Source organism: Streptomyces sp. NA04227 (genome assembly GCF_013364195.1).
Classification (GTDB): Bacteria; Actinomycetota; Actinomycetes; order Streptomycetales; family Streptomycetaceae; genus Streptomyces.
Genome location: NZ_CP054918.1, coordinates 527,821 through 542,075 on the forward strand (window position 1 = coordinate 527,821; position 14,255 = coordinate 542,075).

The window sequence follows — 14,255 nt, forward strand, 5'->3', positions numbered from 1 at the left end:
GGGACGTCGCGCCATGCGAGGTGAACGGCATGTGTTCCCGCCGGAGCAGCCCGCGCTGCCCGCTCTCACCCGCGCCGAGGGCGAGTTGATCGACCGCTATCTGGAGGCGGTCGACCAGCTGGGGCGGATCAACCCGGCGCGCGGCGACAACACGTACGCCGCCCTGCGCGCGGCACAAGCCCTCGCCTCCAAGGCGGCCGCGCTGCGGGACGCGCTGACCCTGATGCACCAGCGAGGGGAGCGCGAACTGCACAGCCGCACCCTCGCCCGCGCCCTGCGGATTCTCGACGGCGAACGGCGGGCGGCACGCGTGACCCTGCCGCCCGCCGACTGCTGACCGGCCTCCCAGACGACCGTGGGGAAGTCCCGTCCGCGAAATCCCCGTTCAAACGGGCCGGTGGGACTACCCCTGGTCGGGCGAATACGGCACCTGGGAAACGGCCGAACTGACATCCGCGGTTTGAGTCGGGAAACCGCCGTCCGGGCGGTTTATTCGCAGGTGCACCGGCCTGCGCCGCCAAGATCGGCCAATGCGGAAATCGTGGCGGCCACCCGGACGGCCCACCGGGCCTCGCGGACCCGCCCGCCGTTTCCGCCCGGAAACTCGTGCCCGGCTGCGTGACCATCGCTTGCGACGACAAGCCCCCGCCGTAGGGGCGGGGCGATCCGGGCGGACGCCGAGTCCTGCCGCCGTCCGGATGTCCGGTCGACAGGAGTGGATCGGCAGGAGTGGAGGACCCGAGCAGTACGGGCCCACCGGAGCTCGCTCCGGACGCCCTTGGGGTCAAGCCGCACCCGCGGCCGGGCATCTTCGCCTGCCCGAACCCGACAGGTCATCCTTCACAGGCGGCTGACGAAGGGTTGCGCATGTACGCGCTCAATCGTGTCCCTCTCGCTCTGTCCCGGGCCACCACCGCCTCGGCCCTCACCCTCGCCGCCGTAGGCGGCAGCCTGTCCCTGCCCGGAGCCGCCACCGAGGCCCGGGCCCTGACACCGGGCGTGAAGGCGCTCGAAATCGCGGCGTCCAAACAGGGCGCCCCCTACGGATACGGCGCCACGGGCCCGCACCGGTTCGACTGTTCGGGCCTGACCCAGTACGCCTTCAAGCAGGCGGGCAAGGAACTCCCGCGCACCGCACAGCAGCAGTACAACCGGAGCGAGCATGTGCCCGGCAGCGAGCGGCGCATCGGGGACCTGGTCTTCTTCGGGAGCAGCGTCTACCACGTGGGGATCTACGCCGGTCACGACCGGATCTGGCACTCACCCAAGACCGGGTCCGTGGTCCGGCTGGAGAAGATCTGGACCGACCTGGTCCGGTACGGGCGCGTCAACTGAGCTGTCGCGCCAACCGTCCGCCGGACGGGGGGTGGTGGGACCGGTCTGCGCCCCGGTCCCACCACCGTCCGGGTGCGCCGTGCCGAACTCGCCGCTTCGGCGGGACGATTGGCACGTACGTACCTCCAACCGTCGCCCGCGCAGGGCCACTTCAGGCGTCCGCGGCGGTCACCGGCAGCACCGTCCACACCGTCTTGCCGCCCTCGGGAGTCGGGGTGACGGAGAGTTCGCCACCGTGCAGGGCGGTGAGGCACCGGACGATGTCCATACCGCGACCGTTGTCCTGACACTCGCCGTCGGCCGTGAACTCTTCACCCAGGGCAGGTCGTCGGGGCAGTCCCGGATGGCTGTCGGTCACGCCGATCCGCAGGATCTCGTCGCGCTCGAGCCGCAGGCCGACGGTGAAGGTGGGTGATTGACCACGGGTGTGCAGTACGGCGTTGGTGACCAGCTCGGAGACGATGAGCCGGGCGTTCTCGGCGAGTTCGCCTCCGGCGGGCGGCAGTCCCCAGCCGTCGAGGACCTCGGTGACGAACCTCCGGGCCTCGGGTACCGAGAGAGTCCGGCTCGGGAGTGTGACGGATGCTTCCTGGTGATCTGCCATGGCGCGGCGTCCCTTCCCACCGTGCCGGGCGCGTGGTCCGCATGGCCCGTCTCCCGGGCGCCCGCACTGGTGCAGGCCGCAAGCCTGCCACCGGCCGACGGCCGCCCGAGGCCCGGCCACCCGGACGTGCGGGCAACTGTCCCCCGATGCGGTGAATCTGCCCCGCGACTCCCCCGCACCGCCACGACCTGCGGATACGGCCCGCATCACGGGCCGTACGGGACGACTCAGACGGGCGCCGTACGGGTGATCACACGGACCGCCTCGGCGATCTGCTCGCCGGTCAGATCGGCCCGCGCGGTGAGCCGCAGCCGGGAGACACCGTCGGGCACCGACGGCGGGCGGAAGCAGCCGACCGACAGGCCGTTCTCGCGGCAGTCCGCGGCCCAGCGGAAGGCCTTGTCGGGCGAGGGCGCGCGCACCGAGACCACCGCCGCGTCGGGGCGTACCGCTTGCAGGCCCGCCTCGGTCAGCCGGGTGTGCAGCTCGCGCGCCACCTCACCGGCGCGCGCCGCGCGCTGCGGTTCGCGGGCCAGGATCCGCAGGGCCTGGTGCGCGGCGGCCACCGCCGCGGGCGCGAGGCCGGTGTCGAATATCAGCGTCCGCGCCGTGTTCACGAGGTGGTCGATGACATGGGCCGGGCCGAGTACGGCACCGCCCTGGCTGCCGAGCGACTTGGACAGGGTGACCGTCGTGACCACATCGGGCGCGCCCGCGAGTCCGGCGGCGGCAGGTGCGCCGCGCCCGCCGGGCCCGAGCACGCCGAGGCCGTGCGCGTCGTCCACCAAGAGCCCGGCGCCGAACTCCCGGCAGGCCGCCGCGAGCTCGCCGAGCGGGGCCGCGTCGCCGTCGACCGAGAACACCGAGTCGGACACCACAACGGCCGTGCCCTGGTGGGTGTCCAGCGTCTTGCGTACGGCTTCCACGTCGCGGTGCCCGACCACCTGGGTGGTGCCCCGGGCCAGACGGCAGCCGTCGATCAGCGAAGCGTGGTTGGCGGCGTCCGAGACGATCAGGGAACCGTGCGGGGCGAGCGCGGTGACGGCGGCCAGATTGGCCGCGTAACCGGAGGACAGCACGAGGGCCGACTCGAATCCGCAGAACGCCGCGAGTTCCCGTTCCAGTTCCGCGTGCAGTGAGGTGGAACCGGTCACCAGCCGGGAGCCCGTGGAACCCCCGCCCCAGGCGAGCGCCGCCTCGGCCGCCGCGGCGGTGACCTCGGGGTGCCGGGTGAGCCCCAGGTAGTCGTTGCCCGCGAGGTCGACCAGCGGGGAGTCGGCGGGGCGCGGGCGCAGGCTGCGGACCAGACCGGCCCGGCGCCGCCCGAGCGCCTGCTCGTCGATCCAGTCGAAAGGTCCAGCCATGCGCTCCTCCGGCCTTGACACACAAAGGTTTTGTAGGCAACGCACAGACCCTAGCCCGAGGGCCAGGCTCCCCGCGTGTGGCAATGTCCACACGTCACAGAGCTGCTCTTGTGCATTTCCACCTTGGCCGAGGCGCCGGGTGTGAGCGAGGATCGGCCCCATGGACTTGCTCAACACGCTGGTGGACAAGGGGCTGCGGCGCGAGCTGCCGAGCCGTGAAGAGGCGCTGGCCGTATTGGCCACATCCGACGACGAGATCCTGGACGTAGTGGCCGCGGCCGGCAAGGTACGCCGCCAGTGGTTCGGGCGCCGGGTCAAACTCAACTATCTCGTCAACCTCAAGTCGGGCCTGTGCCCCGAGGACTGTTCCTACTGTTCGCAGCGGCTCAACTCCGAGGCGGGCATCCTCAAATACACCTGGCTGAAGCCGGAGGAGGCCTCCAAGGCCGCCGCCGCGGGTGTGGCCGGTGGCGCCAAGCGGGTCTGTCTGGTCGCCAGCGGCCGTGGTCCGACCGACCGTGACGTGGACCGGGTCTCCAAGACCATCGGGGCCATCAAGGAAGCGAACGAGGGCGTCGAGGTCTGCGCCTGCCTCGGTCTGCTGTCCGAGGGCCAGGCCGAGCGGCTGCGTACCGCGGGCGCCGACGCGTACAACCACAACCTGAACACGTCCGAGAACACGTACGGCAAGATCACCACCACGCACACCTACGAGGACCGCGTGGACACCGTGCAGCAGGCCCAGTCGGCGGGCCTTTCCGCCTGCTCCGGTCTGATCGCGGGCATGGGTGAGAGCAACGAGGACCTGGTCGACGTGGTGTTCTCGCTGCGTGAGCTCGACCCGGACTCGGTGCCGGTGAACTTCCTGATCCCGTTCGAGGGCACCCCGCTGGCCAAGGAGTGGCACCTCACCCCGCAGCACTGCCTGCGCATCCTGGCGATGGTCCGGTTCGTCTGCCCCGACGTCGAGGTCCGCATCGCGGGCGGGCGCGAGGTGCACCTGCGCTCGATGCAGCCGCTGGCGCTGCACCTGGCCAACTCGATCTTCCTCGGCGACTACCTCACCAGTGAGGGCCAGGCCGGCAAGGCCGACCTGGACATGATCGCCGACGCGGGCTTCGAGGTGGAGGGCGCGGACACCGTGACCCTGCCCGAGCACCGCGCCGACGCCGGGGACGCGTGCGGCAGCGGCCCGTGCGGCTCGGGCGGCGGTGGCGTCTGCGGCAGCGAGCCCGCCGCCGAGCAGCCTGCCGTCGAGCAGCCCGCCGCGGAGTCCGAGAACGGCGCGCGTACCGACCTGGTGGCCGTCCGCCGCCGCGGTGCGGGCACCGACCTGGCGCCCAATGCGTGACCTGCTCGACCTCGACCGTCGGCACGTCTGGCATCCGTACAGCCCCATGCCAGGGCGTCAGGACCCGCTCGTCGTGGAATCGGCGAGCGGTGTCCGGCTCCGGCTGGCCGGGGACGGCGGCGAGCTGGTGGACGGCATGTCCTCCTGGTGGGCCGCGATCCACGGCTACAACCACCCGGTGCTCAACGAGGCGGTGCGCACCCAGCTCGACCGGATGAGCCACGTCATGTTCGGCGGACTCACCCACGAGCCCGCCGTGCGGCTGGCCAAGACCCTCGTCGACATCACGCCGGAGGGCCTGGAACACGTCTTCCTCGCCGACTCCGGTTCGGTGTCGGTCGAGGTGGCCATCAAGATGACGCTCCAGTACTGGCGTTCGCTGGGCCGACCGGAGAAACGCCGCCTGCTGACCTGGCGCGGCGGCTACCACGGGGACACCTGGCAGCCGATGTCGGTCTGCGATCCGGTCGGTGGCATGCACGAGCTGTGGTCGGGCGCGCTGCCGCGCCAGATCTTCGCCGACGCGCCCCCGGCCGAGTACGAGGAGACGTACGCCGAGCACCTGCGCGAGGCCATCGCACGGCAGGCCGACGAGATCGCCGCGGTGATCGTCGAGCCCGTGGTGCAGGGCGCGGGCGGCATGCGCTTCCACTCCCCCGCGTATCTGCGGGTGCTGCGCGAGGCCTGCGACGCCAACGACGTGCTGCTCGTCTTCGACGAGATCGCGACCGGCTTCGGACGGACCGGCGCTCTCTTCGCCGCCGACCATGCCGGTGTGACCCCCGATGTCATGTGCGTCGGCAAGGCGCTGACCGGCGGCTATCTCACGCTCGGCGCGACCCTGTGCACCCCGCGTGTCGCCGACGGCATTTCGCAGGGCGAGGTGCCGGTGCTCGCGCACGGCCCCACGTTCATGGGCAATCCGCTGGCCACCGCCGTCGCCCAGGCCTCCGTCGACCTGCTGCTTTCGTACGACTGGCAGGCCGAGGTGCGTCGCATCGAGTCGGGTCTGCGCGACGGGCTCGCCGAGGCACGGGAGCTGCCGGGCGTACGCGAGGTGCGGGTCCTTGGCGCGATCGGGGTCGTACAGCTCGATCATCCGGTGGACGTCGAGGCGGCGACCCGGGCCGCGAGGGCCGAGGGTGTGTGGCTGCGCCCGTTCCGCGATCTGCTCTACACCATGCCGCCTTTTGTGTCGGGCGACGAGGACGTGGTACGGATCGCTCGCGCGGTGCGCAGCGCGGCAAGGGCCGGATAGTCCTTCCGGGACGGAGGACAGGGACCCGCGCCAAGTCAGGGAGAGGTGTGTTGAGTTGACCGTTGTGATGCTCTCGGGGACCGGAACGGAAATCGGCAAGACGGTGACGACCGCGGCGATGGCCGCGGCCGCGCTGGCGGCCGGGCGCTCGGTCGCGGTGCTCAAGCCCGCGCAGACCGGGATCGCCGTGGGCGAGGCAGGCGATGCGGCGGAGGTGGCCCGGCTCGGCGGCCCCGTGACGACGGCCGAACTGGTCCGCTATCCCGAACCCCTGGCTCCCGCGACGGCCGCGCGCCGGGCCGGTATGGCCACGGTGACGCCCCTGGAGATCGCCGAGGCCGCGCAGAAACTCGCCGCCGAGCACGATCTGGTCCTGGTCGAGGGCGCGGGCGGACTGCTCGTACGGTTCGACGAGGCGGGGAACACGCTCGCCGAGGCGGCGAGGCTGCTCGGCGCCCCCGTGGTGCTGGTGGCCAGTGCCGGACTCGGCACGCTGAACACGGCCGAGCTGAGCGCCGAGGCCCTGCGTGCCCGCGAGGTCGAACTGCGCGGGCTTGTGGTGGGGAGCTGGCCCCGGCAGCCGGGGCTCGCCGAGCGTTGCAATCTCGTGGACCTGCCCGAGGTGGCAGGGGCGCCGCTGCTCGGCGCCCTGCCGGAGGGCGCCGGGTCCCTGCGTCCTGTCGACTTCCGCGTAGCCGCGACGAGTTGGCTCGCGCCGGAACTGCACGGCACCTGGCAGGCCGACGCGTTCACCGCGCGCGAGGCACCCGCCGCCTGAGCCGCGAGCCGGGCGCACGGCTGTGCCTCACAGGCTCCAGGTGCGCAGCCGCGCGGCGATGTCGAGTACCCCGGCCTCGCCCGTCTTCACCAGGCGTGCGAGGTCGCGGACCTGCTCCGGCGAGGTGTGCACCTTCAGTCCGCTGGCCACCAGGTAGGCGTAGGCGACAGCCGTGGCGAACATGGCGTTGGAGCGTTCCAGCGCCGGGACGTGCAGCAGTTGCTGGAGCAGCGCCGCCGCCCGGGTGTGCGGGGTGTCGTACACGGCCACGCCGAATATCTCCGCCTCGTGCCTGCTGACGGCGGCGACGAGCGAGCCCCAGTCGGTGACCTGGGGATCACCGGGCGTGTTCTGTTCGGCGACCATGAGAAGCCAGGCGAGATCGATCCGCAGGTTCAACGGCGGCCTTCGCGCTCCGTGCCGAACTCCTCCGCGAAGACCGACTCGTACTGCTTCATGAAGTCGGACGCCGCCTGGACGAAGGCGTGCCCCGCCTCGCCCACGTCCTGCCGGACGAGCTCTTCGATGTACTTGTTGACACTCATGCCTCGGGCCCCCGCTCGCTCCCGCGCGGCACGGGCGGTCACCTCGTCCACGCGTACATTCAACTGCGTCTTGGCCATGCTTCGAAGCTAGCGCCATCTCGCTAGCATCCGCAAGGGGCGCGCGGGGGCGCCTGCGTCGCCGCGCGCAGCGGCGCGGCGATCAGCGCTCTGCGATCGGCGCATCAATAGGCGCACCATGCGGAGGGAGGGGGATCAAGGACCTGAGGTAGGCGAGGCCGTCCGTTCCATCCGTTCCCGGACTGTCGCCGATCAGCCGTTCGACAAGAAGCAGATGCCGAACACGCCATCTGGTCACCGCGGCGCGCAACGCAGCCAGCGCCTCGCCGAGTTCGCGGGACACGGCAGCAGCAGGTGGGCGTACCGCGCAGAACGGTGCCTCGATTCGTCTGAAAAGCGCGGCGAACTGATACGACTGTCCGCCGCTGGCATCCTCGAGCAGCGGACGGAAGCAGGCGAAGCTCGCCGTCTCCAGGTAGTTCAGAAGAGCAAGGTGCTCTTCCAGAATCGCGAGGACCGCACCGACCCGATGGACGATGCTCACAGCGATGCGGTCGTCAGCTCTACGGGCCGCTTGCCTCAGGTCCTCCAGGGCTTGGCTTGCCAGCACTTCGGCGCACTGGTGGACAGTGATGAAGAACCGTTCGTCAGCCCACTGGGCCGAGCCGGTGTCGGACGTGCGCGGGCGCTGGAGGCTCAGCAGGTCGGTCAGGTACAGATAGCGGGCGTAGGGGGTGTGCTGCGCATCGCGTGAGCTCACCTTCTCCATCATTGGTTCTGCGTCACGTCCGCACCACTCGACGCATGACCCCACCAGGCCTTACCCGATAGTGGTGTCCTGACCAGGGCAGCGGGACACACGTGAACCCGGGACCGGGCGCACCTCTCGATCCCTCGATACGGAAAGCCGTTCGCCACACCGGCCGGCGCTCTGCTTGGCTCGCCCCATGAGTGATCTCGACATTCGCCACGCCGCTCTCGCGGACATCGACACCGTGTTGCGGTTCTGGCGCGAGGCGGCCGAAGGAACGAGCATCAGCGACGACCGCGACGGAGTGGCCCGGCTCCTCACCACGGACCCCGAAGCCCTGCTCCTCGCAGAGCGTGGCGGTGTTCTCACGGGGACCGTCATAGCTGGTTTCGACGGTTGGCGATGCTCCGCCTACCGCCTGGCCGTACACCCGGACCACCGCCGCCAAGGCATCGCCACCGCCCTGCTCGAAGCGGCGGAACAGCGATTCACCAGCCTGGGCGGGCGGCGCGTCGACGCCATGGTCCTCGAAACCAACGAACAGGCGCACCACACCTGGGCCGCTGCCGGATTCCATCGCGAGGGCCACTGGCGGCGCTGGGTCAAGCCGCTGTAGCGCACGCGATACTCAGCGGAGGTGAAGCCGCTTCGCCACCGAAGCGGCGGACCGTACCCCGCAGCCGCGAGCGATCACTGCCGCGGCGAACCCCCTCCACGAGCGCTTTGCCGTCCCTTTACCATGAGGGTGCCATACCTCCACGACCAGGAAACGAAAGGTGTGAGAGTCCCGCCGTGGGCGAACCTCCCAGTACGCGACATCGCGCACAACCTCCTGCCCTGACCCACCATGGGACGGAGGTGAACCGATGACCGAACTGCTCCTTCTCGCGGTGGCGGTACTCCTGGCCCTGGCCTGCGGTGCCTTCGTCGCCGCGGAGTTCTCGCTCACCACCGTCGAGCGCAGCGAACTCGAACGCGCCGTCGAACGCGGAGAGCGCGGCGCCCGTAGCGCGCTGAAGGCCACCCGGCAGCTCACCTTCGAACTCTCCGGCGCCCAGCTCGGCATCACCGTGACCAATCTGGTGGTCGGCATGCTCTCCGAGCCGTCCATCTCCAAGCTGATCGCCGGGCCGCTCGAAGACCTGGGTCTTTCGCACGGCGCCTCCCGTTCGGTCTCCCTCATCCTGGGCACGGCCCTGTCGACGGTCTTTCTGATGATCGTCGGCGAGCTGGTGCCCAAGAACTGGGCGATCTCCACACCGCTGGCGGTGGCCAAGCGCGTGGCCACGCCCCAGCGCTGGTTCAGCACCACCTTCCGCCCCTTCATCAACCACCTCAACAACACCGCCAACAGGGCCGTACGGCGCTTCGGCATCGAACCCACCGAGGAACTCGCCTCCGCGCGCGGACCCCAGGAGCTGATGGCGCTCGCCCGGCACTCGGCCAAAGAGGGCGCCCTCGAACCCGACACCGCGGAGCGCTTCGTACGCACCCTGAGCCTCACGGGGCTCACCGCGGAGAACGTGATGACCCCACGGGTGCAGGTGATGGCCCTCGACGCCCAGGCCACCTGCGAGGACGTCGCCAACGCCACCCGGGCCACCGGTCTCTCCCGGTTCCCCGTGTACCGCGGCAACCTCGACTCGGTCGTCGGCATCGCCCACATCAAGGACGTCCTCGCGGTACCCGCCGAACACCGGCTCACCCGGCCCGTGGCCACCTTGATGCGCGAGCCCCTGCTCGTTCCCGAGACGCTGTCCGTGGACCGGCTCCTGGACCGGATCTCGGGCCGCCGCACCATGGCGGTGGTCATAGACGAGTACGGCGGCACAGCCGGGGTGGCCACCCTGGAGGACATCGTGGAGGAGGTCGTCGGCGAGGTGCGGGACGAGCACGACCCGCACGAGACGCCCGACCTCGCGCCCGCCGGTCTCGACGACGAGGGCCGGGCCCGCTGGTCCGCCGACGGTGCGGCCCGTATGGACCAGCTCGCCCGGGTCGGACTGCACGCGCCCGAGGGCCCGTACGAGACGCTCGCCGGGCTCGTGGCGACCAGGCTCGGCCGGATACCCGTCCGGGGCGACAGCCTGGACGTGGCCGGGTGGCGGCTGGAGGTCGCCGACGCCGCCGGGCATCGCGCGGCACGTGTGGTGCTGCACGCCCCGGCCACCGCCTCCACCCAGGACGAGGAGGAACGGTGACCGCGGTACAACTCCTGATCGCCCTCGCCACCCTCGTGGCCAACGCCTTCTTCGTCGGCGCCGAGTTCGCCCTGGTCTCGGTACGCCGCAGCCAGATCGAACCGCTGGCCGAACGCGGCGACCGGCGTGCGCGCAGCGTGCTGTGGGGCCTGCGCAATGTCTCGGACGTGCTCGCCGCGGCGCAGCTCGGCATCACGCTGTGCACCCTGGTGCTCGGTGTGGTGGCCGAACCCGCGCTCGCCCATCTCCTCGAACCGGCCTTCGACAGCCTCGGGGTACCGCACGGATTCGTGCACCCGGTCTCGTTCGCGCTCGCGCTCGCCGTGGCCACGTATCTGCACATGCTGCTCGGCGAGATGATCCCGAAGAACATCGCGCTGGCCGAACCGATCCGCAGCGCACTGCTGCTCGGGCCCGCCCTGGTGGCGATGGCGCGGACCCTGCACCCGGTGATCGTCACGATCAACGCCTTCGCCAACGCCCTGCTCAAGCTGCTGCGGGTGCAGGCCAAGGGCGAGGTCGCCGCGACCTTCTCGGACGACGAACTCGCCCGCTTGGTCAACGACTCCTCGGCGGCGGGCCTGATCGACAACCGTGCCGAGGCCAGGCTCCGCGAGGCGCTCGACCTGCGGCGCCGCCCGGTGCGCGATGTCGTGCTGCCGCTGGAGAGAGTCGTGTACGTGAGCCTCGGGGTGACCCCGGAACAGCTCGAGAGCCTCTCCGCCGAGACCGGCTTCTCGCGGTTCCCGGTGGTCGACGACGGGCGCCGGATCATCGGCTATCTCCACGTGAAGGACGCGCTCGACGCCATGCCCGCCGATGTGCCCTTCCAGATCCGGGACATGCGGTCCATCGCGCGGGTGCGTGAGGCGACCCCGCTCGACGAGGTGCTCGCCGCCATGCGCGGCAGCCGCACCCACCTCGCCGCCGTGCTCGGCGCGGACGGGCGGCTTGCCGGTCTGGTGACCATGGAGGACGTGCTGCGAGTGCTGTTCCGACAGCCCGCCTGACGGACTCGCAGGGGGTGCGGGCCTCGGCTCCGGCCGGGGCCCGCACCCACGCTACGATCGTGCGCGTCATGGAGATGGATGCGAAATACACCAGTCTCGTCGCCCTCGGCGACAGCTTCACCGAGGGAATGTCCGACCTCCTGCCGGACGGCTCGTACCGTGGCTGGGCCGATCTCCTCGCCGCCCGTTTCGCGGCCGCGGACCCGGAGTTCCGCTACGCCAATCTCGCCGTCCGCGGCAAGCTCATCGGGCAGATCGTCGAGGAGCAGGTCGACGCCGCCGTCGCCATGAACGCCGACGTGGTGACCCTGGTCGGCGGACTCAACGACGCACTGCGCCCGCGCTGCGACATGGGCCTGGTACGCGCCCATCTCGAAGAGGCGGTCGAACGGCTCGCGCCCAGCTGCAAGAAGCTGGTCCTGATGCGCAGCCCCGGACGCAACGGGCCCTTCCTGGAACGCCTTCGACCGCGCATGGAGGAGCTGTTCGCCGTCCTGGAAGCCCTGGCCGCGCGGCACGACACCGCGCTGGTCGACCTGTACGGCTGTGCCGCGCTCGCCGACCAGCGCATGTGGCACGTCGACCGGCTCCATCTCACCGGCGAAGGACACCGGCGGGTGGCGGAAGCGGTCTGGCAGTCGCTCGGCCTCGCTCCGCAGGAGGACTGGCAGGCCGCCCTGCCGCCCGCCGAGCGCCCGGGGTGGGCCGCCCGGCGCACCGCCGACGCGCGTTTCGTCCGGGTCCATCTGCTCCCGTGGATCGGACGCCGCCTCACCGGCCGTTCCTCCGGCGACGGCCGCGCCGCGAAGCACCCCGAACTGCTCCCGTATCAGGGACTCGGCGACGAGCCGGGCGAGAGGGCCGCGGCCCTGGGGCACTGACGCGGGCGACCCGGCCGACGTGACAGGGCTCTCGTAGCTTCCGACGACCGGACGCATGGCGCTGGCCTGCACAAATCGACGAGTAGAATTCCCTTTCGTGACTGCGTCTGCGAAGCCCCGTATCCCGAACGTCCTGGCCGGCCGCTATGCCTCGGCCGAGCTGGCCACCCTGTGGTCGCCCGAGCACAAGGTGCGCCTGGAACGGCAGCTCTGGCTGGCCGTGCTCCGTGCTCAGCGGGACCTCGGCATCGATGTGCCGGAAGCCGCGCTCGCCGACTACGAGCGAGTCCTGGACCAGGTCGACCTGGCCTCCATCGCCGAACGCGAGAAGGTCACCCGGCATGATGTGAAGGCCCGCATCGAGGAGTTCAACGCCCTCGCCGGTCACGAGCACGTGCACAAGGGCATGACCTCGCGCGACCTCACCGAGAACGTCGAGCAGCTCCAGGTCCGCCTCTCTCTCGAACTCGTACGGGACCGGGCGGTGGCGGTACTGGCCCGGCTCGGCAAGCTGTCCGCCGAGTACGGCGAACTGGTCATGGCGGGCCGCTCGCACAACGTCGCCGCCCAGGCGATCACCCTCGGCAAGCGGTTCGCGACCGGCGCCGACGAACTCCTCGTCGGCTACGCCCGGCTCGAGGAGCTCCTCGGCCGCTACCCGCTGCGCGGCATCAAGGGCCCGGTCGGCACCGCTCAGGACATGCTCGACCTGCTCGGCGGCGATCCGGCCAAGCTCGCCGGCCTCGAGCAGCGCATCGCCTCCCACCTCGGCTTCTCGCAGGCCTTCACCTCCGTCGGGCAGGTCTACCCGCGCTCCCTGGACTACGAGGTGGTCACCACTCTGGTCCAGCTCGCCGCCGCGCCCTCCTCGCTGGCGAAGACGATCCGGCTGATGGCCGGGCACGAGCTGGTCACCGAGGGCTTCAAGCCGGGCCAGGTCGGCTCCTCGGCCATGCCGCACAAGATGAACACCCGCTCCTGCGAGCGCGTCAACGGCCTGATGGTGATCCTGCGCGGCTACGCCTCGATGACCGGCGAGCTGGCGGGCGACCAGTGGAACGAGGGCGATGTCTCCTGCTCGGTGGTGCGCCGCGTCGCCCTGCCGGACGCCTTCTTCGCCCTGGACGGTCTGCTGGAGACCTTCCTGACGGTCCTCGACGAGTTCGGTGCCTTCCCCGCGGTAGTCGCCCGCGAACTCGACCGCTACCTGCCCTTCCTGGCCACCACCAAGGTGCTCATGGCCTCGGTACGCGCCGGTGTCGGCCGCGAGGTCGCGCACGAGGCGATCAAGGAGAACGCGGTCGCCTGCGCCCTGGCGATGCGCGAGCAGGGCGCCGAGCGCAACGAACTCCTCGACAAGCTGGCCGCCGACTCCCGTATCCCCCTGGACCGCGACCAGTTGGACGCGCTCATGGCCGACAAGCTCTCCTTCACCGGAGCCGCGAGCGACCAGGTGGACTCGGTGGTGAGCCGGGTGCAGGAGATCGTCAAGCAGCGACCGGAGGCAGCCGGTTACACCCCGGGCGCCATCCTCTGACTCCCACGGCCCGCGTCCGCAACGACGGGCCGATCGACGGGGCGTCCGCCTTCGGGTGTGGCGCCCCGTCCTGCTTTCCCTGACGCGATCCCCCGTTCCCGCCCGCCCCTGGCCTCAGGGCGGGTCGGTCTCCGTCACCACCGCGAGGAGTCGGGGCGGCAGTTCCTCCCCCATGCGTGAAGTGCCCAGCCCGAGCCATCTGTTGAGCGATTCCAGCCGCCAGAGGTACAGGTGCTCCACATGGCCGCTGAGCGAGGCCCAGGGTTCGTCCATCTCCTCGCCGTACTCCATGGTGCGCAACAGGACGCCCTGCAAGGGGAATTCACCCGCCGGGCCGTGGCGGTCGCCGAGCAGCTGGGCCAGTGCTTCGCGTTCGGCCTCGCACTGGTCGAGGAGGTCCTGGTACGGGGAGGTGTCCCAGTGCTCCTCGGTGCCCGTGAACTCGGCCAGTATCCGTATCAGGTAGCCGGGGCCTCCGTACTGCGCCGCCGTCGGTGAACCGTCGCGCTGCGCCGGGAAGGGGCGCGAACACAACGGATCGAGGACGGACAGGTGCTGTGCGCTGCTCATGGGATCAAGTAAACAGGCTGGGACCGACATTTGTCGGCACGTCAGATTTCCG

Annotated in this window: 16 protein-coding genes and 1 riboswitch; of the genes, 10 read left to right on the forward strand and 6 right to left on the reverse strand. The window is 70.8% G+C overall.

What is annotated here, in order from left to right; translation table 11 throughout:
• Nucleotides 1-31: 31 nt before the first annotated feature.
• Together HUT18_RS01885 and HUT18_RS01890 are read left to right on the forward strand one after the other, a co-directional pair.
• On the forward strand, nucleotides 32-337 hold the full coding sequence (locus HUT18_RS01885; RefSeq protein ID WP_176104232.1) for a hypothetical protein: 306 nt from the start codon (nucleotides 32-34) through the stop codon (nucleotides 335-337).
• Nucleotides 338-665: 328 nt separating this feature from the next.
• A riboswitch (cyclic di-AMP (ydaO/yuaA leader) is annotated at nucleotides 666-864 on the forward strand.
• A 3-nt stretch (nucleotides 865-867) separates the two neighbouring features.
• Entirely contained in the window at nucleotides 868-1,335 is a 468-nt protein-coding gene (locus HUT18_RS01890; protein ID WP_176097195.1) for a C40 family peptidase, read from the forward strand.
• 151 nt (nucleotides 1,336-1,486) lie between these two features.
• Here HUT18_RS01890 and HUT18_RS01895 read toward each other — a convergent pair whose 3' ends face one another.
• Complete coding sequence (locus tag HUT18_RS01895; protein ID WP_176097197.1) at nucleotides 1,487-1,939, reverse strand: ATP-binding protein; 453 nt, start codon at nucleotides 1,937-1,939, stop codon at nucleotides 1,487-1,489.
• 227 nt (nucleotides 1,940-2,166) lie between these two features.
• A complete protein-coding gene (locus HUT18_RS01900) occupies nucleotides 2,167-3,303 on the reverse strand; it encodes an 8-amino-7-oxononanoate synthase (RefSeq protein ID WP_176097199.1) in 1,137 nt (378 codons plus the stop codon).
• 160 nt (nucleotides 3,304-3,463) lie between these two features.
• On the opposite strand from HUT18_RS01900, the gene bioB reads away from it, so the two are divergent.
• From bioB to bioD, 3 genes are read left to right on the forward strand one after another with little or no spacing between them, the layout of a single operon-like run.
• Nucleotides 3,464-4,654, forward strand: a complete 1,191-nt coding sequence (bioB, locus tag HUT18_RS01905; protein ID WP_176097201.1) for a biotin synthase BioB — start codon at nucleotides 3,464-3,466, stop codon at nucleotides 4,652-4,654.
• Nucleotides 4,647-5,912 (forward strand): adenosylmethionine--8-amino-7-oxononanoate transaminase, encoded by a 1,266-nt coding sequence (locus tag HUT18_RS01910; RefSeq protein ID WP_176097203.1) that lies wholly within the window; start codon nucleotides 4,647-4,649, stop codon nucleotides 5,910-5,912. The genes bioB and HUT18_RS01910 overlap by 8 nt, the downstream gene beginning before the upstream one ends.
• 55 nt (nucleotides 5,913-5,967) lie before the next feature.
• Entirely contained in the window at nucleotides 5,968-6,690 is a 723-nt protein-coding gene (bioD, locus tag HUT18_RS01915; protein WP_176097205.1) for a dethiobiotin synthase, read from the forward strand.
• Between the two features lie 27 nt (nucleotides 6,691-6,717).
• Here the strand turns inward: bioD and HUT18_RS01920 are convergent, their stop codons facing one another.
• The 3 genes from HUT18_RS01920 to HUT18_RS33465 form a co-directional block, all read right to left on the reverse strand.
• Nucleotides 6,718-7,056, reverse strand: a complete 339-nt coding sequence (locus HUT18_RS01920) for a fic family toxin-antitoxin system, toxin component (RefSeq protein ID WP_176104233.1) — start codon at nucleotides 7,054-7,056, stop codon at nucleotides 6,718-6,720.
• A 29-nt stretch (nucleotides 7,057-7,085) separates the two neighbouring features.
• Nucleotides 7,086-7,313, reverse strand: a complete 228-nt coding sequence (locus tag HUT18_RS01925) for an antitoxin (RefSeq protein ID WP_176097207.1) — start codon at nucleotides 7,311-7,313, stop codon at nucleotides 7,086-7,088.
• A gap of 82 nt (nucleotides 7,314-7,395) precedes the next feature.
• Nucleotides 7,396-8,025: a tryptophan 2,3-dioxygenase family protein gene (locus HUT18_RS33465; RefSeq protein ID WP_176097209.1), complete on the reverse strand. Its 630-nt coding sequence runs from the start codon at nucleotides 8,023-8,025 to the stop codon at nucleotides 7,396-7,398.
• A gap of 175 nt (nucleotides 8,026-8,200) precedes the next feature.
• On the opposite strand from HUT18_RS33465, the gene HUT18_RS01935 reads away from it, so the two are divergent.
• The 5 genes from HUT18_RS01935 (at nucleotide 8,201) to purB (ending at nucleotide 13,633) form a co-directional block, all read left to right on the forward strand.
• Complete coding sequence (locus tag HUT18_RS01935) at nucleotides 8,201-8,620, forward strand: GNAT family N-acetyltransferase (RefSeq protein WP_176097211.1); 420 nt, start codon at nucleotides 8,201-8,203, stop codon at nucleotides 8,618-8,620.
• Nucleotides 8,621-8,870: 250 nt separating this feature from the next.
• On the forward strand, nucleotides 8,871-10,205 hold the full coding sequence (locus tag HUT18_RS01940; RefSeq protein WP_176097213.1) for a hemolysin family protein: 1,335 nt from the start codon (nucleotides 8,871-8,873) through the stop codon (nucleotides 10,203-10,205).
• A complete protein-coding gene (locus HUT18_RS01945; protein ID WP_176097215.1) occupies nucleotides 10,202-11,215 on the forward strand; it encodes a hemolysin family protein in 1,014 nt (337 codons plus the stop codon). The genes HUT18_RS01940 and HUT18_RS01945 overlap by 4 nt, the downstream gene beginning before the upstream one ends.
• Before the next feature lie 68 nt (nucleotides 11,216-11,283).
• On the forward strand, nucleotides 11,284-12,096 hold the full coding sequence (locus HUT18_RS01950; RefSeq protein WP_176097217.1) for an SGNH/GDSL hydrolase family protein: 813 nt from the start codon (nucleotides 11,284-11,286) through the stop codon (nucleotides 12,094-12,096).
• A gap of 55 nt (nucleotides 12,097-12,151) precedes the next feature.
• Nucleotides 12,152-13,633, forward strand: a complete 1,482-nt coding sequence (purB, locus tag HUT18_RS01955; RefSeq protein ID WP_176097218.1) for an adenylosuccinate lyase — start codon at nucleotides 12,152-12,154, stop codon at nucleotides 13,631-13,633.
• Nucleotides 13,634-13,747: 114 nt separating this feature from the next.
• Here purB and HUT18_RS01960 read toward each other — a convergent pair whose 3' ends face one another.
• Nucleotides 13,748-14,203, reverse strand: coding sequence for a hypothetical protein (locus tag HUT18_RS01960; RefSeq protein WP_176097220.1), 456 nt, complete (start codon nucleotides 14,201-14,203; stop codon nucleotides 13,748-13,750).
• Nucleotides 14,204-14,255: the final 52 nt, after the last annotated feature.